This is a genomic window from Tsukamurella sp. II2bb, from assembly GCF_057815145.1.
In genome coordinates, this window is sequence record NZ_JBYPZI010000002.1 from 196,571 (window position 1) to 216,231 (window position 19,661).

Genomic DNA, 19,661 nt, shown 5'->3' on the forward strand with positions numbered 1-19,661 from the left:
CTCGTGGGCACGGGCTCTCGCGGGCCGGATGGAACAGGCCCGCGCGGGCCGGGGGAACGACGATGAAGGGGATCTTTGCGTGACGCACTCACAGGGGCCGGCGATCGCGACGAGCGATGAGGTGAAGCTGCTCGAGCGGGCGGTCTACGAGGTCAAGCGCGTGATCGTGGGCCAGGACCAGCTGGTCGAGCGGATCCTGGTGGGCATGCTCGCCAAGGGACACGTCCTGCTCGAGGGCGTGCCCGGTGTCGCCAAGACCCTGGCGGTCGAGACCTTCGCGACGGTCGTCGGCGGCAGCTTCTCCCGCATCCAGTTCACCCCCGACCTGGTGCCGTCCGATCTCATCGGTACCCGCATCTACCGCCAGGGCAAGGAGCAGTTCGACACGGAGATCGGCCCCGTCTCGGCCAACTTCCTGCTCGCCGACGAGATCAACCGCGCCCCCGCGAAGGTCCAGTCCGCGCTGCTCGAGGTCATGGCGGAGCGCAAGGTCTCCATCGGCGGGCAGACCTACCCGATGCCGGACCCGTTCCTGGTGCTGGCGACGCAGAACCCCATCGAGAACGAGGGCGTCTACCCGCTGCCCGAGGCCCAGCGCGACCGCTTCCTGTTCAAGGTGGTCGTGGGCTACCCGTCGATCGAGGAGGAGCGCGAGATCGTCTACCGGATGGGCACGGTGCCGCCCGTCCCCTCGCAGGTCCTCGACCCGGCGGCCGTGCGCCGGCTGCAGCGCGCCGCGAGCGAGGTCTTCGTGCACCACGCGCTCGTCGACTACGTCGTCCGGGTGATCGCCGCGACCCGTACCCCGCGGGAGTTCGGCCTCGACGACGTGGCCTCGTGGATCACCTACGGCGCCTCGCCCCGCGCCACCCTCGGCATCGTCGCGGCTGCCCGCGCCCTGGCGCTGCTCCGCGGCCGCGACTACGTGGTCCCGCAGGACGTCGTCGAGATCATTCCCGACGTGCTGCGCCACCGCCTCGTCATGAGCTACGACGCCCTCGCCGACGAGGTCACCGCCGACCAGGCGATCAACCGCGTGCTCCAGACGGTCGCCCTGCCCCAGGTCGTCGGCCAGCCCGTGCCGCAGCAGCCGCCGCACGCCCCGCAGCAGCAGTACGTGCCCGCGCAGCAGCCGCAGGGCTGACGATGCCCGCAACACCCCCCGTCCGGCCGCCGGGTGCCGCCGTGCCGCACACCCCGCTGCCGAGCTTCGCGGGCGGAGAGGTCGACGAGGCCCGGATGCAGGCCTCGCTGAAGATGCTGGAGCTGCTCGTCCGCCGGCGGCTCGACGGTGTCCTCAAGGGCGACCACCAGGGTCTGCTGCCCGGCCCGGGCTCGGAACCGGGGGAGTCGCGGCCGTACACGCCGGGCGACGACGTGCGCCTCATGGACTGGTCCGTGACGGCGCGCACGACCCACCCGCACGTGCGGCAGATGATCGCCGACCGCGAGCTGCAGACCTGGATCGTCGTCGATCTCTCGGCGTCGATGGACTTCGGCTCGACCGGTGGCACCAAGCGCGATCTCGCCGTCGCCGCGTCCGCGGCCGTCGTCCACCTGGTGAGCGGCGCCGCCAACCGGGTCGGCTGTCTCGTCAGCAATGGTGCACAGCTGATCAGGGTGCAGCCGAAATCCGGCCGCGCGCAACGGCAGAAGGTGCTCCGGGCGATCGCCGGCGCGCCCCGCGCCGTCGAGGGGACGCGGGGCGACCTGCGGATCGCCCTCGACGCGCTGCGGCGGCCGGAACAGCCCCGCGGCCTGGTGGTGGTGATCAGCGACTTCCTCGGCGACGTCGACTACGTCCGGGAGCTCCGCGGCCTCGCCGCGCGGCACGAGGTGCTCGCCGTGGAGGTGCTCGATCCCCGCGATCTCGAGCTGCCCGACGTCGGCGAGATCGCCCTGCGCGACGCCGAGTCCGGTGCCGTCCGCGAACTGACCGTGACCCCCGAGCTGCAGCGGCGATTCGCCGTGGCGGCGCAGGAGCATCGCACCCAGGTCGCTCGCACGCTGCGCGGCGTGGGCGCGCCGATCCTGTCGCTGCGCACGGACCGCGACTGGCTCGCAGACATCGTGCGGTTCGTCGCCGCACGCCGACGTGGATTGGCGGGTGCATCCTGACATGGGCGGACTGACCTCGCTCGCGGACCCGATCTGGCTGCTCGGCATCCTCGTCGTGCTGGCGATCGTCGCCGGTTACGTCTACAACGAGCGGCGGCGCGAGAAGCGCGCGTTGAAGTTCGCGAACATGACGGTGCTCGACTCCGTCGCCCCTCCCGGCCGGAACCGATGGCGCCACGTCCCCCTGGCGCTGCTGAGCATCGGCCTGATCCTCCTGATGGTCGCGCTGTCCGGCCCGCAGGCGATGCGGAAGGTCCCGCGGAGCCGGGCCACGGTGGTCCTGGTGATCGACGTCTCCCTGTCGATGAAGGCCACCGACGTCAGCCCCAACCGCCTCGATGCGGCGAAGGAGGCGGCGAAGAAGTTCGTCACCGAGCTGCCGCAGGGGATGAACCTCGGCATCGTCTCGTTCGCGGGTACGGCCCAGCTGCTGGTCTCGCCGACGCCGGACCGCTCGCTGGCGACCAACGCGATCGACCACCTGGACCTCGCGCAGCGCACGGCCACCGGCGAGGGCATCTACGCGGCCATCCAGTCCATCAAGAACATCCGGGACGTCCTTGGCGGCAAGGACAACGCCCCGCCCGCCCGGATCATCCTCGAGTCCGACGGCAAGCAGACGGTGCCCACCGACCTCGACGACCCCCGCGGCGGGTTCACCGCCGCCCGGAAGGCGAAGGAGGACGGGATCCCCATCTCCACCATCTCCTTCGGCACGCCGAACGGCACCGTCGACATCGAGGGGCAGAACATCCCGGTCCCCGTGGACGACGCCTCCCTGAAGAAGATCGCGGAACTCTCCGGCGGGCAGTTCTTCTCGGCGTCGTCGCTCAGCGACCTCAACGAGGCCTACGGAACCCTGCGCGACGAGATCGGCTGGGAGATGCAGAAGGGGGACAACTCCCGGATCTGGGTGCTCTGGGCCACGGGGCTGCTGGTGCTGGGCGCCGCCGGTGCCGTCGCCTTCAACCGGCGTCTGCCGTGATCGGGGCACCCCGCAGGGCCGCTCCCGGGGCGACTCGCATGGCCGGAGATTTCCCGGCGCCGGACGGCGATTGCTAAGTTGGCTTCCATGTCGACTTCTGAATTCACGCCCCGGTCCGTCCTCGTCACGGGCGGCAACCGCGGCATCGGCCTCGCGATCGCGCAGCGCCTCGCCGCCGACGGTCACAAGGTCGCGGTCACCCACCGCGGTTCCGGCGCCCCCGAGGGGCTGTTCGGCGTACAGTGCGACGTCACCGACAACGACTCGGTCGAGGCGGCGTTCAAGGCCGTCGCCGAGCACCAGGGTCCCGTCGAGGTCGTCGTCTCCAACGCCGGCATCACCGAGGACACGCTGGTCATGCGGATGAGCGTCGAGAGCTTCGAGAAGGTCATCAACGCCAACCTGACCGGTGCCTTCCGCGTGACCAAGGCCGCGACCCGCGACATGCTCAAGAAGCGCTGGGGCCGGTTCATCTACCTGGGCTCGGTCGTCGGCCTCGCCGGCACCGGCGGTCAGGCCAACTACGCCTCGTCGAAGGCCGGCGTGGTCGGCCTCGCGCGCTCCGTCACCCGCGAGATGGCCTCGCGCAACATCACGGCCAACGTGATCGCGCCGGGGCTCATCGACACCGACATGACCCGCGAGCTTCCCGCCGACATGACCGAGCCGCTGATCAAGCAGGGCATCCCGGCCAAGCGCATCGGCCAGCCCGAAGAGGTCGCCGCGGTGGTCTCGTTCCTCGCCTCGGACGACTCCGCGTACGTCACCGGCAACGTCATCAACGTCGACGGTGGCCTCGGCATGGGCCACTAGGCCCGGCCAACCGGCCGCGAGGCCCGCACCGTCGAACCCAGCCAGCCCCACCCGAACATCTGAAGGAGGCACGTCCGTGACCGGACTGCTCGAAGGCAAGACCATCCTGATCACCGGCATCATCACCGATGCCTCCATCGCCTTCTCGGCCGCGAAGGTGGCCCAGGAGCAGGGCGCCAAGGTGATCATCACCGGCATCCCGGACCGGCTGCGCCTGATCGACCGCATCGCCAAGCGCCTGCCGCAGGAGGTGCCGCCGGCGATCCCGCTCGACGTCACCGACGAGGAGTACCTCGGCGCGCTGGCCGACCGGATCCGCGAGCTCGCGCCCGAGGGCATCGACGGTGTGCTGCACTCGATCGCCTTCGCGCCGCGCACCCTGATGGGCCCGGACGCGCTGCCCTTCCTCGAGGGCCCCGGCCCCGATGTGGCGAAGTCCTTCGAGATCTCCGCGTGGAGCTACGCCTCGCTGGCGCGCGCCGTGCTGCCCGTCATGAACGAGGGCGGCTCCATCGTGGGCATGGACTTCGATCCCCGCACCGCGCTGCCGGACTACAACTGGATGGGCGTGCAGAAGGCGGCGCTGGAGTCGGTGAACCGCTACGTCGCCCGCGAGGTCGGCTACGCCAAGAAGATCCGGTCGAACCTCGTGGCCGCCGGCCCGATCAAGACGCTGGCCGCCAAGGCCATCTCGGGCACCGCGACCGACGACGCCAAGAAGCTGAACATGCTCAACACCTACTGGGACGGCGCCTCGCCCATCGGCTGGAACGTCGACGATCCGGAGGTCGTGGGCAAGAGCGTGTGCGCACTGCTCTCGGACTGGCTGCCCGGCACCACCGGCTCCATCGTCTACGTCGACGGCGGCGCCAGCCACAACACCTGGTTCCCCGAGGAAATGATCAACGCGCAGTCGTGACCTACGATGCGCTGCTCGTGCTCTCCTTCGGGGGGCCCGAGCACCCCGACCACGTGCGTCCCTTCCTCAAGAACGTCGTGCGTGGTCGCGGCGTACCCGCCGAGCGGCTCGACGCCGTCGAACAGCACTACCAGCGGTTCGGCGGCGTTTCGCCGATCAACGCCCAGAACCGGGAGCTGATCGCCGCGGTCTCGGAGGAATTCGGCCGGCGCGGCCGGGACCTGCCCGTGTACTTCGGCAACCGGAACTGGCACCCGATGGTCGAGGACACCGTCGCGCGGATGGCCGTCGACGGCGTGCGCGACGCCCTCGTCTTCGCCACCTCCGCGTGGGGCGGCTTCTCCGGCTGTCGCCAGTACGACGAGGACATCGCCCGCGCCCGCGCGGCCGTCGGGGCCGGTGCGCCCCGGCTGACGAAGCTGCCGCACTTCTGCGACCACGAACTGTTCCTGGCGTGCTTCGCCGACGCCGCCACGGTGGCGCTCGGCCAGGTGCCCGCCGGCTCGCGACTGGTCTTCACCGCGCACTCGATCCCCGACGCCGCCGACGTCAATGCCGGTCCGCCGGGGGTGGAACGGCTGTACTCGCGGCAGGTGGCCGATGCGGCGGCGAACGTCGCCGCCCGGCTGGGCGTGGAGCACGACGTGGTCTGGCAGTCCCGCTCCGGGCCGCCGCAGGTGCCCTGGCTCGAGCCGGACATCTGCGACCACCTGCAGGCGCTGTGGGAGCAGCGCGTGCCCGGCGTGGCCGTCGTCCCGATCGGCTTCATCTCCGATCACCTCGAGGTGATCTGGGACCTGGACACCGAGGCGCGCGAGCTCGCGGCCGAGCTGGGTATGCCCTTCGCCCGCGCCGCCACCCCGATCGGCGATCCGCGGTTCGCGGCGATGGTTGCGGACCTGGTCGACGACGCCTTCGCCGGGAGATCCGACGGTCTCGGTGTCAGCGTCGACGGCGCGGCCTGCGTCCTGGGCTGCTGCCCCGCGGTGCGCCGGCCCGTCCGCGGATAGGCGGCACTGCTTCACGATGTCGGGTTCGTGGGCATCAGGCGTGCGCCACGACACGTCCATGGCGGCAGAACCCGAGATCGTGAAGCGTCTCAGCCTCTGAGTTCGTCCCGGCAGACCGCGTTGACCGCGGCCACGCGGGCGGCGCGGACGGTGCGCCACAGGTCGCGGTAGGCGGCGTCGCCGCCCTGGGCGGATGCCAGCGTGAGACCGGCGTACGGGTTCTCCGCGCCCGCGACCAGCAGGATCGCCTCGACCATCCCGGCGCTGTCGAGGACGCGATGCGCTCGTTCGGAGGCGCCGCGGGGCAGGCGGTGCGCGCCGAGGTAGCGGGTCAGTTCCATGACCACGCCGCGCGGATCCGACGCCGCGTCGGGCGCAGGGGGCAGGCTCGCCAACGCTGACGGTGCCTGGCGCACCGCGTCGCGCAGGGCGTGTTCCGCCGCGCCGAGGGAGACCGGGTCCGGGTCCACCAGCGCCGGCTCGTGCAGGAAGGCCTGCCAGCGCATCACGTCGCCCGCCTCCGGCGTCGGCACCAGCGCGATCGTCGCCGCCGCACCGTCGAACAGCACCGCCTCGCCGCGCGCCATCGCGGCCTGTTCCAGGTCCGTGCCCGCGGGGAGGCCCCGCGCGTCGCCCGGGGCGGGCAGGAGCAGCCGGACGGTGTGCGGTTCCAGCGCACGGATCTCCGCGAGCAGATCGGGAAGGTCACCGTCGACGACGGACTGCACCGGCGCCCACTCGGCGAGCGCCGTGAGCAGCTCGTCCGTGCCGGCTGACCCCGCCAGCCACGCCGCCGACCACACTGCGAAGCCCTGGGCGGGCCCCGCGGTGGCGCGGCGGGCGAGGGTGGCGACGGGGGAGCTCATGGCCGCCCAGTCTAGTCCGGGCCGCCGCCGGGCGGCCGACCCGCGACGACGGCGGGATTTCTGAAACGTGTTCTATCGATGCCGCTACGGATCTACCCTGACCTGCATGACCGAATCGGACACCTTCGCCGAGCAGGCCCGCCCGGCATCGTCGCAGCGCACACCCGACGAGGTGCGCGCCCAGCTGCAGGAGTGGTTCGCCGCGCGCGAGCCCGGCGCGGAGGTGATCGGGCTCCAGCTGCCGGAGGGCAACGGCATGTCCAGCGAGACGCTGCTCGCGACGGTCCGCTTCGGTGACGGCGAGCGGCGCCTCGTCATCCGCGTCGCGCCGCGACCCGAATCCGACCCCGTCTTCCCGGCCTACGACCTGCCGGCGCAGTTCGCCGTGATGCGGCACGTGCGGTCGTACGGGGTCCCGGCACCGCCCTGCCTGTGGGTCGAGGAGGACCCCGCGGTCATCGGCGCGCCCTTCCTCGTGATGGAGCGGATCGACGGCGACGTCCCGCCCGATGTCATGCCGTACACCTTCGGTGGGTGGCGGCCCGATGCGACCGAGGCAGACCTGCGGGAACTCGCGGGCGCGAGCGTCGATGTGATCGCCGCGATCCACGCCGTCCCGGCGCCGGCCGACGGCCTGATCCCGGCGCCCGGCCCGGGCGAGACGGCGCTGGCCGCGCACCTGCGGCGGCTGCGCGCGTTCTACGACTGGGCCGCCGACGGCCACCGCCGGGCCCCGATCCTGGACCGGGCGCTGGCGTGGGCGCAGGAGCATCTGCCCGGCCACGCCGACGCGGTGCTCCTGTGGGGCGACGCCCGGATCGGCAACCTGATGTACGCAGGCCCGGCCGGCAATGCTCCCGTCGCGGTGCTGGACTGGGAGATGGCCACCGTCGGCCCCTGCGAGCTGGACCTGGGCTGGTTCGTCTACCTGCACCGGTTCTTCCAGGACCTCGCCGAGCTCGCGGGCCTGCCCGGCCTGCCGGGCTTCCTGCGCCGCGGGGACGTGGAGCGACGGTACGCCGACCGCACCGGACACGTGCCGCGGGAGATGGACTTCTACACCGCGTACGCGGCGATCGTGCACGGCGTGATCATGTACCGGATCCAGACCCGCGCCATCGACTTCGGAGCGTCCGCCGCGCCCGAGAATCCCGACGACATGATCCTGCACCGCGCGAGCATCGAGAAGATGCTCGACGGAACCTACTGGGAGGTGGTGCCGTGACGCTGTCGCCGGCGGACGACTATCCGGTCCACCAGGTCGCGGAGGTGATCCGGCACCCCGCGACCTCGGACCGCAACTTCTACGACCGCTACTACTTCAACGCGCACAACGGCACGGCCGCGGACCCCTTCCTCGTGCTCGGCCTCGGCGTGTACCCGAACCTCGGCGTCATGGACTGCTTCGCGGTCGCGCGGCACGGCGACGACCAGATCGTCTTCCGCGCGTCGAAGGCCCTCGGTGCCGACCGCGCGGACACCGTCGTCGGGCCGCTGCGCCTGGAGGTGCTCGACGGCCTGCGACGCCTGCGCGTGGCCCTCGATCCGGGGGAGGACTACGACCTCGCCTTCGATCTCACCTTCACCGCCACCGGCCCGGCCCACCTCGAACCGCGCCACTTCCACCGCCAGCTCGAGCGCGTCACCTTCGACACGCAGCGGTTCGTGCAGGTCGGGAGGTGGGCGGGCGAGCTGACCGTCGACGGCGAGCGGTTCGACGCGAGCACCTGGCGCGGCAACCGCGACCGCTCGTGGGGCGTGCGGCCCGTCGGCGAGGCCGAGCCGCCCGGCCGCCGCGTCACCGAGGCCGGGAATTTCTTCTGGATCTACTCCGTGCTGCGCCTGCCCGAGGCCACGATCTGCGTCGTCCTGCAGGAGGACATCGGGGGCCGGCCGGTCGTCGAGGACGCCACCTGGATCCCGCACGACGGTGCCGAGCCCCGCTGGCTCGGGCACGTCGCGCACGACGTCGACTTCGTCTCCGGGACCAGGCAGGCCCGGGCGGCCCGGCTCACGTTCACGGGGTCCGACGGTGCGCGGACGGAGGTCGACATCGCGATCGTCACCGCCAACCACTTCGGCTTCGGCACCGGCTACGGGCTCGACCAGGACTGGCGGCACGGCATGTGGCAGGGCGAGGAGAAGGTCGAGGGCCGGCGCTTCCGCGTCTCCGAGCTGGATGCGAGTCTGACCATGCTGGTCCCCGTCGAGTACCTCGCGACCTGCACCGCCCGGCACCCGGACGGTCGCGTCGAGGAGGGTGAGGGCCTCTTCGAGTTCGGGGCGATCGGCCCGCACACGCGCTACGGCTTCACGCAGTACGTCGACCCGGCACCGTAGACTTCGTCGCCGTGGCGAACAGCTATGGAGACATCTACGCCGGGCACGCGAGCAAGAAGGCGCGCGTCGTTCCCGAGGTTGCGGCGGACCGCGATCTCGTGGTCGAGGACGCGGCGACGGGCTTCTGCGGAGCCGTCGTCGGCTTCGACAAGAGCTACGACGGTGACTTCGTCAAGCTCGAGGACGGCCGCGGGGCGGTCCGCGTCTTCGCGATGCGCAAGGCGGCGTTCCTCATCGACGGGAAGCCCGTCACGCTGGTGAAACCGCGCGCGAAGGCACCGTCGGGACCCGTGCGCAGCGCGTCGGGCTCGACCCGCGTCGAGGGCGTGAAGGCGCGGGTCGCGCTGCCGAGCCGGATCTGGGTGGAGGGCATCCACGACGCCGCGCTCGTCGAGCGGGTGTGGGGGCACGACCTGCGGGTCGAAGGCGTCGTCGTCGAGCAGCTCGAGGGGCTTGACCACCTCGGCGCCCGGCTCGCCGAGTTCCGGCCCGGTCCCGGGCGCAAGGTCGGCGTGCTCGCCGACCACCTGGTGGAGGGCTCGAAGGAGTCCCGGATGACCCAGTCGCTGGGGAAGTACGTCATGGTCACCGGCCATCCGTTCATCGACATCTGGGCCGCCGTGAAACCCGCCTCCGTGGGCATCGACGCCTGGCCGGACGTGCCGCGCGGCGAGGACTGGAAGACCGGAACCTGCCGGCGGCTCGGCTGGGGCACCCCGCAGGACGGCTGGCGCCGGGTGCAGGGCGCGGTCACCTCGTTCCGGGATCTGGACGCCACGCTGATCGGCGCCGTCGAACGACTGGTCGACTTCGTCACCGAACCCGACTGACCACGCGGAATACGGGCAAACCCATCCCTCGGAGAGTCGCTGCCCGCTAGCCTCCCCTTGGTAAGCAAGCGTTCAGTCAGGAGGCTGAGATGGTGGTCAACGGGTCCTGCGAGACACGGTTCGAGGGTGTGCGCGACGCTCTGGTCGAGGAGCTCGAGAGCGGCAACGAGCTGGGCGCGGCGATCGCCGTGGACGTCGACGGCGACCTCGCCGTCGACCTGTGGGGCGGATACCGGGATGCGGCCCGCACCCTGCCGTGGGAGCGCGACACCATCGTCAACGTCTGGTCCACGACGAAGGAGGTCACGGCGCTCGCGGTGCTCCTCCTCGCCGACCGCGGGCTGGTCGACCTGGACGCGCCGGTCGCACGGTACTGGCCGGAGTTCGCCCAGAACGGCAAGGAGTCCGTGCTGGTCCGGCACCTGATGGCGCACACCTCGGGCGTCAGCGGGTGGGAGAAGCCCTGGACGGTCGAGGACATGTACGACTGGGAGAAGGCGACCGCGCAGCTCGCGCGGCAGGCGCCGTGGTTCGAGCCGGGGTCCGCGTCGGGCTACCACGCCAACAACCAGGGGCACCTGCTCGGTGAGGTGGTGCGCCGGGTGACGGGACTCTCCCTTGCGGACTTCGTCAGGCAGGAGATCGCCGGACCGCTGGGCGTGGACCTGCAGATCGGCGCGACCGCGGCCGACGACGCGCGGATCGCCGAGGTCGTTCCGCCGCCCCCGCTCCCGTTCGACCTCGCGGCGCTCGATCCGGAGTCGGTGGTCGTCAAGACCTTCACCGGCCCGGTGGCCAGCGCCGCTGCGGCGAACACGACGGCCTGGCGCCGGGCAGACATGGGCGCGCTGAACGGCCATACCAACGCCCGCGCCCTGGCCCGGGCGCTGTCGGTGATCTCCCGGGGCGAGGTCGACGGGGTGCGGCTCGCGCCCGCGACCGTCGATCGCATCTTCGAGGAGCAGGCGAACGGCGTGGATCTGGTTCTCGGCGTGCCACTGCGGTGGGGGATCGGGCTGGGGCTGCCGGAGCCGCAGACCGTTCCGTACCTGCCGACCGATGAGCGGGTGTGCTTCTGGGGCGGCTGGGGCGGCTCGATGACGGCGATGTTCCGCGATCGCGGGCTGACGATCTCGTACGTCATGAACAGGATGGGGCCGGGGATCATCGGCTCGGATCGGTCCGAGCGGTACGTATCCGCGATCCTCGGTGCGCTCGCCTCGTAGGATCAGCTGGTGGCATCGACCCCGACGACGAAACCCGACACCCGGCAGCAGATCCTGCGGGCCGCGCTCGACTGGGTCGACGAGGCGGGTCTGACCCGGATCTCGATGGGCGCGCTCGCCAAGCGGGCCCGGCTCGCGCGCGCGACGCTCTACCAGCACTTCACCGGTAAGGACGCGCTGGTGGAGGCCGTCGTCACCAGTGAGCTGGACAAGTTCTTCGATCGGATCCACGACTACGCCGATCCGATCGAGGACAACGACGAGCGGCTCGCGGCGGGCTTCGCCTTCGCCTACGCGTACCTGCGCGAGCACCGCGCCCTGCAGCGTGTGCTGGCGATGAATCCGGCGCTGATCCTGCCGTACATCCACGGCGACTCGCCGCAGATCCAGCGGGGCCGGCGCTTCTTCCTCCAGGAGATCCGTCGCGGCGAGTACCGCGACGACGCCGACGTGGGCGCGCTGGCGGACTTCTTCGTGCGGCAGCTGCACTCGCTGCTCCTGACGCCGCTGCCGCCGGTGGAGGGTGCGGTCGACGGTCCGGATCATCGCGGTCCGAGCAGCGCCAACATCGAGGCCGGCAGGCGGTACGCCGAGACTTTCGTGATCCCCGCGCGGGCCCAGTTCGTGCGATAGACAGCCTCGCACGCTGCGCAGATAGACAAAATGATGGACTCTGTCCATCGGTGGTGTTACGTTACCCACATGACCGATACGACTTCGCCCGAACGCACCCGGGACGCGGTTGCCGACCGGCTCCTCGGCGGCTCCGTCAAGCGCTCGTACGCTCCCGTCGTCGACATCGACTGGGACGCCCCGATCGACCCCGACAAGTTCTTCCTGCCGCCGCACATGTGCACGCTCTACGGCACCGACATCTGGAACGGCATGTCCCGTACGGAGCAGATCGCGCTCTCCAGGCAGGAGATGGTGAACCTGCTCTCGATGGGCATCTGGTTCGAGAACCTCCTCAACCGCCTGCTGCTCCGTGACCTGCTGTCGAAGGACCCCACCTCGCGGGATGCCTTCTACTCGCTCACCGAGATGGGCGACGAGTGCCGGCACATGGTGATGTTCGGCAAGGTCATCGACCGGGTCGGGGAGCGCCCCTACCGCCTGCGCGGATGGCAGCTCGCCGTCGTGAAGTACGTGCTCGCACCCGTGATCCGCGGGCAGGCGGTGTGGATCGCCGCCCTGGTCGGCGAGGAGATCTTCGACGCGCAGCAGCGTCAGATCAAGGACGATCCGGAGCTGCAGCCCATCGTGGCGCGGCTCATGCAGATCCACGTCACCGAGGAGGCGCGGCACATCGGCTACGCCCGCGACGGAGCCCGGCGCGGCGTCGCCGACCGCAGCCGCCTCCAGACCCTGATCGTCGGGAACCTGCACGCCGGTGCGGCCTTCGGCTTCCGGATGCTGTTCGCGAACCCGCGCATGTACGCCCGCGCCGGCCTCGATCCGAAGGCCGCCTACCGCGCCGCGATCACCAACCCGCATCACATCAAGGCCAAGCAGGACGGCTTCCGCGACCTCGGGCGCTTCCTCGACTCCGTCGGCCTGATGGGCCCGCTCGCGCGGTGGTCGTGGAAGAAGGCGGGGTTTCTCGCGTGATGCCGCAGGACGGCCCCCGGATCGTCGTCATCGGATCGCGCGTCCCCGGGCTCGACGGTGCCGTCGTGGCACCGTCGGATGTGGTGAGTCTGCGGTTCGCGCCCGACCGCGACGCCTGGTCGCTCGGTACGCCCGCCGGTGAGACGGACTACGACCTCGTGGTCCTGTCCGGCGCGAGTACCGAGATCGCCGTTCCCGCGCTCGACCCTCGCGTGCCGGCGCCGCGCACCGTCGGGCCCGCGGATGCCGAGCGGGCGTACCTGGGCATGCTGGTCGACGGTGTCCCGAACCTCGTGCTCCTCGACGGCTCGGCCACGCGGCTCGACACCCTGCGGACGTGGCTGCGCTGGATGTACGCCGAGGCGGCCACCCGGATCCTCTCCCGCCCGCCGGTCACCGCGCGCTGGATCCAGCGCGGCCGGCGGATCCCGTCGCGGCCGGACCGGGATGCGATCGACCTGTCGAACGACCACGTCCGCGACGAGGGCGTCTACGCCGGCCCCGCGGTCCTGCGCTCCGGCGACTACGAGGCGGTCTCGCCCGTGCGGCTCGCCGGGCACCTCGAGCCGCTCGACGGCAACTACCACTGGTACGGCACCGTCGACGACCTGGATATCGGTGCGGCGCTGAAGAAGATGCCCCGCGGTAGCGTGACGGTGTCCATCGGCGCGGGCGAGGGCTCGCCCGCCATGGTGACCGACCGGACCGTCTGGGGCACCTACCGCCTCGTGGGCGTCGGCGCACCGCCGTATCCGCTCTGATTCAGCTCCGGCCGGCCGGCCCGGGCGCGGAGACGAGTCGGCGGATCTCGTCGACGATCAGCTCCGGATCGGTCAGGGGAACGAGGTGTGCCGAGTTCTCGGCGATCACGTGCCGGCCGTTCGGGTACGCTGCGGCCCGCGTCGCGTGCGAGGCGTTGGCCGCGGTGCGGCGCGCGGAGGTCATGCCGTTGCCGGTGTTCGCGCCGGAGATGACGGTGACCGGCACGCCGCCGAGCTCAGGCGGAGTGGCCCGCCACGTCTCCAACTCGCTGAGGAAGGTCTTCGCCTGCCGGCCGTACGTCGTCAGCACGGCGGGGGTGAAGGCCTCGGCCGCGGCGTCGGCCATGACGTCGGCGGGGGCGTCCTTGAACTGGTGGGCGTACATCCGCTCGAAGAGGCCGAGTCGCGCCAGTACGCCGCCCGCCCCGATCATCACCCGCTCGAGCATCCGGAACGTGCGGCCGAAGAGCATGTCGGCGGCCTCGTCGGTGGGGTCGACCAGCACCAGGCCGTCGATGCGCTCGGGTCGACGGGACGCCGCGAGCCGGACGATGGGCCCGCCCGCGCTGTGTCCGACGAGGACGAAACGCCGGTTGGAGCCGAGTCCGTCGAGCAGCTCGTTCAGGTCGTCGGCCATCCGGTCGAGCGTGCGACCCACCGGGGCCGGCGCGCTGCGCCCGAGTCCGGACCGGTCGTAGGCCACCGCGGTAGCGAACTCGGAGACCGGAGGCTGCACCGCCGCCCATGACGATCTGCTGGCGGCCGCACCGGCTTCGAAGACCACGACGGGCGCGCCGGGCGGCCCCTCGAGGACCGCGGCGTGCAGGCGCCTGCCGTCCCGCAGCGCGATGAACCTGCTCTCGCCCTGTGTGTGCATGTGACCTCCTCGTCAGGTGTTAGGTGAACCTAACACGGCGAGTCCTCGCAGCAGGTGTCCGATTCTGGCAGGATCGAGGTATGACAGCGGCGCTGTGGCTCATCGGGGCGATCGTGCTGGCCGTCGCCGAGGTCGCGGCCGGTGAGTTCACGCTGCTCATGTTGGGTGGCGGAGCGCTGGTGACGGCCGGCGCCACGGGGCTGTTCGACCTTCCCCTGTGGGGGCAGGGCGTCGTCTTCGCGGTCTCGTCCGTGCTCCTGCTGCTGCTCGTGCGGCCGCCGCTGCGGCGGTACGTCGAGAGCAAGCGGGGCGAGGCACCGTCGTACCTGGAATCCCTGCCCGGCTCGCGGGCCACGGTCCTGGAGTCCGTCTCGGGCGAGGGCGGCCGCGTGCTGATCGGCGGGGAGCAGTGGTCCGCGCGGACGCCGTACGACGGTGCGGCGATCCCCGTGGGTGTGGAGGTGACCATCGTCGAGATCGACGGCGCGGTCGCCGTCGTGGTCGACAGCTGAGAGAGGAATTTCCATGGAGGGCATAGGAATCGGACTGGTCGTACTCCTGCTGCTGATCCTCGCGGCGGTGGTCGTGCTGGTGAAGGCGCTGGTGCTCGTGCCGCAGGCCCAGGCCGCCGTGATCGAGCGGCTGGGCCGCTACACCCGCACGGTCTCGGGTCAGCTGGCGCTGCTGATCCCGTTCATCGACAAGGTCCGCGCCCGGGTGGATCTGCGGGAGCAGGTCGTCTCCTTCCCGCCCCAGCCGGTGATCACGCAGGACAACCTGACGGTGAACATCGACACCGTCGTCTACTTCCAGGTGACCCGGCCCGAGGCCGCGGTCTACGAGATCAGCAACTACGTGGTCGGCGTCGAGCAGATCACCACCACCACGCTGCGCAACGTGGTCGGCGGCATGACGCTGGAGGAGACGCTGACCTCGCGCGAGAAGATCAACGGCCAGCTCCGCGGCGTGCTTGACGAGGCCACCTCGCGGTGGGGCCTGCGGGTGGCGCGCGTGGAACTCAAGTCGATCTTCCCGCCCCCGTCGATCCAGGAGTCGATGGAGAAGCAGATGAAGGCCGACCGCGAGAAGCGCGCGACCATCCTTTCCGCCGAAGGGCACCGGGAGGCGGCGATCAAGTCGGCCGAGGGTGACAAGGCCAGCCGGATCCTGCTGGCGGAGGGCGAGCGCCAGGCGGCCATCCTCTCCGCGGAGGCCGATCGCCAGGCCGAGATCCTGCGCGCCGAGGGCCGGCGGGCCGCGGCCTACCTCGAAGCCCAGGGCGAGGCGAAGGCCATCGAGACCACTTTCTCGGCCATCAAGGCGGGCCGGCCCACGCCGGAACTGCTCGCCTACCAGTACCTGCAGACGTTGCCCGAGATGGCGCAGGGGGACGCGAACAAGGTCTGGGTGGTGCCGAGCGACTTCAATGCCGCACTCCAGGGCTTCATGCGCAACCTCGGTACCCCCGGTTCCGACGGGGTCTTCCGGTTCGAGCCGTCCGAGGGCGGCCCCGAGACCGCGCCGGACATCGACACCGAGGGCTGGTTCAGCACGCCGGAGCCCGTGGCGCCGGTGGTGGTGACCAAGGACGAGGTGCCCGACGCACCGGTCGCGCCCACCGGGACCGCGCCCGCCGGAACCGCGCCCACCGGTACGCCGTCCCCGGCCGCGCCGGAGGACGCGGATGTTCCGGCGGACTCGACCGCGCAGCTTCCGCTGGGCCACGGTGCGGCGCACTGGCAGCAGCCCTCGCCGTACCAGGTGCAGCAGCCGGGCTACGCCGCGCCGCCGCCGCCGCACGAACGCTGACGGCGCGGCCCGCCGGGCGGAGTCGTCGTCAGCGCACCACGGCGACGGCCACGCCGGCGCAGCCGACGGCCCAGAGCACAGAGACGAAGGTCCCGATGATGAACTGCTCCGCCGCGCCCGGGTGGCGCAGTTCGGGGTAGCGCGCGAGCCCCTTGGCGGCGACGATGACCGCGAGACCCGCGCCGAACGAGGCGAGCACGCAGACGGCGATCGCCGCGCGCTCGAGGACGCCGATCGCCAGGCCACCCCGCAGCGGCGAGTCTGCCACCGGCTCGTCGGTGGGCTCGGGGTCCGGCAGCGCGTGCTCGTCTTCGTCCGGATGCGGATCCGGCATCGCGGTCGCGTCGGAGCCGGGTTCCGTGCCGTCCGCCGGGGCCCCGCCGGGTTCGTCCTCGCCCGTGGCTCCGGCCAGCGCGAACGCGGTGGTGACGAGCACGCTGCCGCCGGCCATCGCCGCGAGGACGGCCGCGACGCGCACCGCGGCGAGGCCGAAGCCGGTGGCCGCGGGGGTCGCGAGCGCGACCACGGCGGCGGCCGCGAGGAGCACGGCCGGCACCGCGGTCCAGGCGAGGCCGGCGGCGCCGTGTGCTCCGCGACGCGCCGCGAGCACGCCGCCCACCGCGGCGGCCAGCAGGAGCGCGACGACGACCGCGATTACCGGCCGGCCTCCGCGCTCGCACCGGCCGTCTCGGCCAGCAGCTCCACGGCCAGCGCGCGGCCGGCCGGCTCCACCGACCAGCCCGCCGCCGCCGCACGCTGCGAGGCCGCCTGCCTCGAGATGCCGAGTTCCGCGGCGGCCGCCGTGATCGACATGCCGGTGTTCAGCAATGCGGTCACCTCCTGTCCCTCCCGTGATCTGCGGCCCACGATAAGGCCGAGCACTGACAGGATCGCCTCGGCGCGGGCCGCGCCGGCGGCGTCGGCGGACCGGACCTGCAGGGGGACGGCCGCGCCCTTCGCCGCCTCGACGGCCTCGCGCGCCGCCTCGAAGGCGCGGCCGCGGCCCGCCCGGGTCTGGGCGGGGAGCGGCGACTCGACGGGCCCGACCCCGATGCCCACGCTCCAGTGCCCGTCGGCGAGCAGTGCCAGTGCCGCGTCCACTGCGACCCCGGCATCGTCTGTGACGGCCTGCAGCTCGTCGCCCGCGGTGCGATCGGGCGGGCGGAGCCAAGCGAGCGGCGCGAGGAGGGTGCGCGCCGCCTCCACTCGATCCGTGTCGGAGCGGCTGTCGCGCTGGTCCGCGGTGAGAACGATCATTGCGCAAGTTTAAAGCCTTGCGATATCATATCGCAAGGCTTCAAGCTTGCTGGTGTCAGTGCGTGAGCTCGGGGTGGCGCAGGAGCGCGCCACTGCGGAGTGCGTGCACCGTGCCCCGGGCCGCGGCCGTCCAGCCGCATACCAGGCCCAGGAAGTACGCGACCGCGAGCGCGGTGTATCCGGGTGCCCCGGTCGCCGCCGCCATGGCGCTGAAACCCGTGGCGCAGGTCCCGACGGGGAAGGTGAAGGACCACCAGGTCAGCGCGTACGGCAGGCCGTCCACTGTTCCCAGCGCCGTGCGGGCGGTGAGTACGAGGGCGACCGCGGTCCACATCAGGACCGCCACGGTGACGGTCCAGCCGTAGTCGGTGCCGAAGCGCTGGAGGGCGGCGGCGAGGTCGTCGCCGACCGTGAGGTGGGCGGTGGCGCCGAGGCTGTTCGCCGCGGTGATGGACTGTCCCAGCGGGCCGAGGACGATCCACGTCGTGGGGATCATCGCGGGCGCCCACAGGGGGCCGCGCAGGAGGCGCAGGATCACCGCGGGCAGCACGACCAGCGAGGCGGCCAGGGTGAAGGCGAAGCAGCCGTAGCTGAACCAGAGCAGCGATGTGCGCACGGCGCCCGCGGCCGCATACGGCAGCAGCACGGCGCCGCCGGCCGCCGTGACCATGGGGGAGACGACCGGCATCAGCCAGCCGGCGAAGGCGGTGTCCGCGCGGTAGTTGCCGCCGCGGATCATCAGCACGGGGATCGCCACCGCGAAGAACAGGCCCAGTGCCGTGCCGATCACCCACAGCGCGGTGCCCAGCGCCAGCGCGGCGGTGAGCCCGATCCAGTCCCGCCCGACCAGTACGGCGCCGATCCCGACCGTGAGGAAGGCCATCGCCATCGCGCCGTAGAAGTTGCCGATCACCGGGTCGCGGTGGTGGCGGCGGGCGAACGCGGGGTATCGGATCCAGTGCGCGACGGTGCCGGCGGTGAGGACGGCGAGCAGGGTCGCCGCGAGTACCCACATCCCGGCGGCGGCGATCCGGAGGCCGGGGACGTGCACCGGAAGGCTCACGGCCGCATTGGCGATGATGCCGGTGCCCATCACGGACGCGAACCAGTTGGGCGTGAGATTGGAGAAGGCCTCCCGGGGGCCGCGCAGGTCGCGCAGGAACCCGGACCGGACGGTGCCGGCGGTGCGGGAGCGGGTGATCGTCGCGTGCATAGGACCACTCTGTCGGCGGCGCGCGCCGATCGGAACCCACAGCCGGGCTATCTACCCATAGACTCGGGCTATGGAAACCCCGTCGGTCGACTCGCTCCGCCTCCTCGTGGCCGTCGCCGACCTCGGCTCGATCTCCGCCGCCGCCCGCGCGTGCGAGATCTCACAGCCCAGCGCGAGTTCGCGGCTGCGCCACCTGGAACGACAACTGCGCCTGGACCTGTTGGATCGCCGGACGCGGGGCGCGGAGCTGACCCCCGAGGGGGCCGCCGTCACCGAGTGGGCGCGCACCGTCGTCAGTGCGATGGCGGCGCTGCAGACCGGCGCGGATGCACTCCGGTTCGACCACACCGTGCGCATCGCGTGCAGCCAGACGATCGCCGAGTACCTCATGCCGGCGTGGCTCGCCCGCCTGCGCGAGTACACCGACGAGCCGGTGCACCTGACGGTCGGCAACTCGGCCGCGGTGATCGCGGAGGTGCGCAGCCACGTCGCCGACCTGGGATTCGTCGAAGGCCCGACGGTGCCCGGCGACCTCGCCGCGCGGACCGTCCGGACCGACCGGATGGTGCTGGTGGCGGCGTCCGGCGATCGCCTGGCGCGCCGGCGCGGTGACCGGCCGGTGACCGCCGCCGAACTCGCGGAACTCCCGCTGGTGACCCGCGAACCGGGGGCGGGCACCCGGGACGCCCTCGAGGCGGCGCTGCGGCGGCTGGGACTCGAGCCGAACCCGCGGTCCATCGCCCTGGGCACGAACGCGGCCGTGAAGATCATGGTCGCCGCGGGCGGGCGGGTCGCGGTGCTGAGCGAGCTCGCGGTCGCGGCCGAGCTGCGCGACGGCAGGCTCGTCGAAGTCGCGACCGAGGGCATCGACCTGCGCCGCCACCTGCGTGCGGTGCGGCGTAAGGACGCCGCACCGCGCGAGGTGGTCGACACTCTGACGGCCGTGGCGAGCGGGCGTGCCGCGGGGCCACCGCGCTGACGGGCGGAACCACCGACCAGGCGCGGAGTATCAGGCGTGCCGCGGGACCA

General features: G+C 71.9%; 21 protein-coding genes. 16 read left to right on the forward strand and 5 right to left on the reverse strand.

Annotated features, from left to right (window positions below; translation table 11 throughout):
* Positions 1–79: 79 nt before the first annotated feature.
* The 6 genes from AC21LY_RS06920 to AC21LY_RS06945 all read left to right on the forward strand — a co-directional run bounded on the left by AC21LY_RS06920 (position 80) and on the right by AC21LY_RS06945 (position 5,845).
* Positions 80–1,144 carry an AAA family ATPase gene (locus tag AC21LY_RS06920; protein ID WP_489045641.1) on the forward strand — a complete coding sequence of 355 codons (1,065 nt, stop codon included), beginning with the start codon at positions 80–82 and terminating at the stop codon, positions 1,142–1,144.
* Positions 1,145–1,146: 2 nt separating this feature from the next.
* Positions 1,147–2,118, forward strand: a complete 972-nt coding sequence (locus tag AC21LY_RS06925; RefSeq protein ID WP_489045643.1) for a DUF58 domain-containing protein — start codon at positions 1,147–1,149, stop codon at positions 2,116–2,118.
* Position 2,119: 1 nt separating this feature from the next.
* On the forward strand, positions 2,120–3,103 hold the full coding sequence (locus AC21LY_RS06930) for a VWA domain-containing protein (protein WP_489045978.1): 984 nt from the start codon (positions 2,120–2,122) through the stop codon (positions 3,101–3,103).
* An 87-nt stretch (positions 3,104–3,190) separates the two neighbouring features.
* A complete protein-coding gene (gene fabG1 / locus AC21LY_RS06935) occupies positions 3,191–3,916 on the forward strand; it encodes a 3-oxoacyl-ACP reductase FabG1 (protein WP_068743346.1) in 726 nt (241 codons plus the stop codon).
* A gap of 76 nt (positions 3,917–3,992) precedes the next feature.
* A complete protein-coding gene (gene inhA / locus AC21LY_RS06940) occupies positions 3,993–4,835 on the forward strand; it encodes an NADH-dependent enoyl-ACP reductase InhA (protein WP_489045646.1) in 843 nt (280 codons plus the stop codon).
* Positions 4,832–5,845, forward strand: coding sequence for a ferrochelatase (locus tag AC21LY_RS06945; protein ID WP_489045648.1), 1,014 nt, complete (start codon positions 4,832–4,834; stop codon positions 5,843–5,845). The genes inhA and AC21LY_RS06945 overlap by 4 nt, the downstream gene beginning before the upstream one ends.
* A gap of 89 nt (positions 5,846–5,934) precedes the next feature.
* On the opposite strand, the gene AC21LY_RS06950 is transcribed toward AC21LY_RS06945, so the two are convergent.
* The gene (locus AC21LY_RS06950; protein ID WP_489045650.1) at positions 5,935–6,711 is read right to left on the reverse strand and encodes a hypothetical protein; all 777 of its coding nucleotides are present in this window, start codon (positions 6,709–6,711) and stop codon (positions 5,935–5,937) included.
* 106 nt (positions 6,712–6,817) lie between these two features.
* Between AC21LY_RS06950 and AC21LY_RS06955 the strand changes: the two genes are divergently transcribed.
* From AC21LY_RS06955 to AC21LY_RS06985, 7 genes are all read left to right on the forward strand, one after another.
* The gene (locus AC21LY_RS06955) at positions 6,818–7,936 is read left to right on the forward strand and encodes a phosphotransferase family protein (RefSeq protein WP_489045652.1); all 1,119 of its coding nucleotides are present in this window, start codon (positions 6,818–6,820) and stop codon (positions 7,934–7,936) included.
* A complete protein-coding gene (locus AC21LY_RS06960) occupies positions 7,933–9,051 on the forward strand; it encodes an Rv3169 family protein (protein WP_489045654.1) in 1,119 nt (372 codons plus the stop codon). The genes AC21LY_RS06955 and AC21LY_RS06960 overlap by 4 nt, the downstream gene beginning before the upstream one ends.
* 11 nt (positions 9,052–9,062) lie before the next feature.
* Positions 9,063–9,881 carry a DUF3097 domain-containing protein gene (locus AC21LY_RS06965; protein ID WP_489045656.1) on the forward strand — a complete coding sequence of 273 codons (819 nt, stop codon included), beginning with the start codon at positions 9,063–9,065 and terminating at the stop codon, positions 9,879–9,881.
* Positions 9,882–9,970: 89 nt separating this feature from the next.
* Entirely contained in the window at positions 9,971–11,107 is a 1,137-nt protein-coding gene (locus AC21LY_RS06970) for a serine hydrolase domain-containing protein (protein WP_489045658.1), read from the forward strand.
* A gap of 9 nt (positions 11,108–11,116) precedes the next feature.
* A complete protein-coding gene (locus tag AC21LY_RS06975) occupies positions 11,117–11,740 on the forward strand; it encodes a TetR/AcrR family transcriptional regulator (protein ID WP_489045660.1) in 624 nt (207 codons plus the stop codon).
* A 69-nt stretch (positions 11,741–11,809) separates the two neighbouring features.
* Entirely contained in the window at positions 11,810–12,715 is a 906-nt protein-coding gene (locus AC21LY_RS06980; RefSeq protein ID WP_489045662.1) for an AurF N-oxygenase family protein, read from the forward strand.
* Complete coding sequence (locus AC21LY_RS06985) at positions 12,715–13,476, forward strand: DUF4873 domain-containing protein (RefSeq protein ID WP_489045979.1); 762 nt, start codon at positions 12,715–12,717, stop codon at positions 13,474–13,476. Before AC21LY_RS06980 ends, AC21LY_RS06985 begins: the two co-directional genes overlap by 1 nt.
* Before the next feature lies 1 nt (position 13,477).
* On the opposite strand, the gene AC21LY_RS06990 is transcribed toward AC21LY_RS06985, so the two are convergent.
* Positions 13,478–14,353: an alpha/beta fold hydrolase gene (locus AC21LY_RS06990; protein ID WP_489045664.1), complete on the reverse strand. Its 876-nt coding sequence runs from the start codon at positions 14,351–14,353 to the stop codon at positions 13,478–13,480.
* Positions 14,354–14,433: 80 nt separating this feature from the next.
* Between AC21LY_RS06990 and AC21LY_RS06995 the strand changes: the two genes are divergently transcribed.
* Together AC21LY_RS06995 and AC21LY_RS07000 are read left to right on the forward strand one after the other, a co-directional pair.
* Positions 14,434–14,865, forward strand: a complete 432-nt coding sequence (locus tag AC21LY_RS06995) for an NfeD family protein (protein WP_489045666.1) — start codon at positions 14,434–14,436, stop codon at positions 14,863–14,865.
* A gap of 13 nt (positions 14,866–14,878) precedes the next feature.
* Entirely contained in the window at positions 14,879–16,162 is a 1,284-nt protein-coding gene (locus tag AC21LY_RS07000) for an SPFH domain-containing protein (protein WP_489045668.1), read from the forward strand.
* 28 nt (positions 16,163–16,190) lie between these two features.
* Here the strand turns inward: AC21LY_RS07000 and AC21LY_RS07005 are convergent, their stop codons facing one another.
* Genes AC21LY_RS07005 through AC21LY_RS07015 form a run of 3 tightly spaced genes read right to left on the reverse strand, consistent with a single transcriptional unit; the run spans position 16,191 to position 18,632 of the window.
* Positions 16,191–16,772 carry a hypothetical protein gene (locus AC21LY_RS07005; RefSeq protein ID WP_489045670.1) on the reverse strand — a complete coding sequence of 194 codons (582 nt, stop codon included), beginning with the start codon at positions 16,770–16,772 and terminating at the stop codon, positions 16,191–16,193.
* Positions 16,773–16,816: 44 nt separating this feature from the next.
* Positions 16,817–17,419 carry a hypothetical protein gene (locus tag AC21LY_RS07010; RefSeq protein WP_489045672.1) on the reverse strand — a complete coding sequence of 201 codons (603 nt, stop codon included), beginning with the start codon at positions 17,417–17,419 and terminating at the stop codon, positions 16,817–16,819.
* 55 nt (positions 17,420–17,474) lie between these two features.
* Positions 17,475–18,632, reverse strand: a complete 1,158-nt coding sequence (locus tag AC21LY_RS07015) for a TDT family transporter (protein WP_489045674.1) — start codon at positions 18,630–18,632, stop codon at positions 17,475–17,477.
* Between the two features lie 70 nt (positions 18,633–18,702).
* On the opposite strand from AC21LY_RS07015, the gene AC21LY_RS07020 reads away from it, so the two are divergent.
* Positions 18,703–19,611: a LysR family transcriptional regulator gene (locus tag AC21LY_RS07020; RefSeq protein WP_489045676.1), complete on the forward strand. Its 909-nt coding sequence runs from the start codon at positions 18,703–18,705 to the stop codon at positions 19,609–19,611.
* The last annotated feature ends 50 nt before the right edge of the window (positions 19,612–19,661 follow it).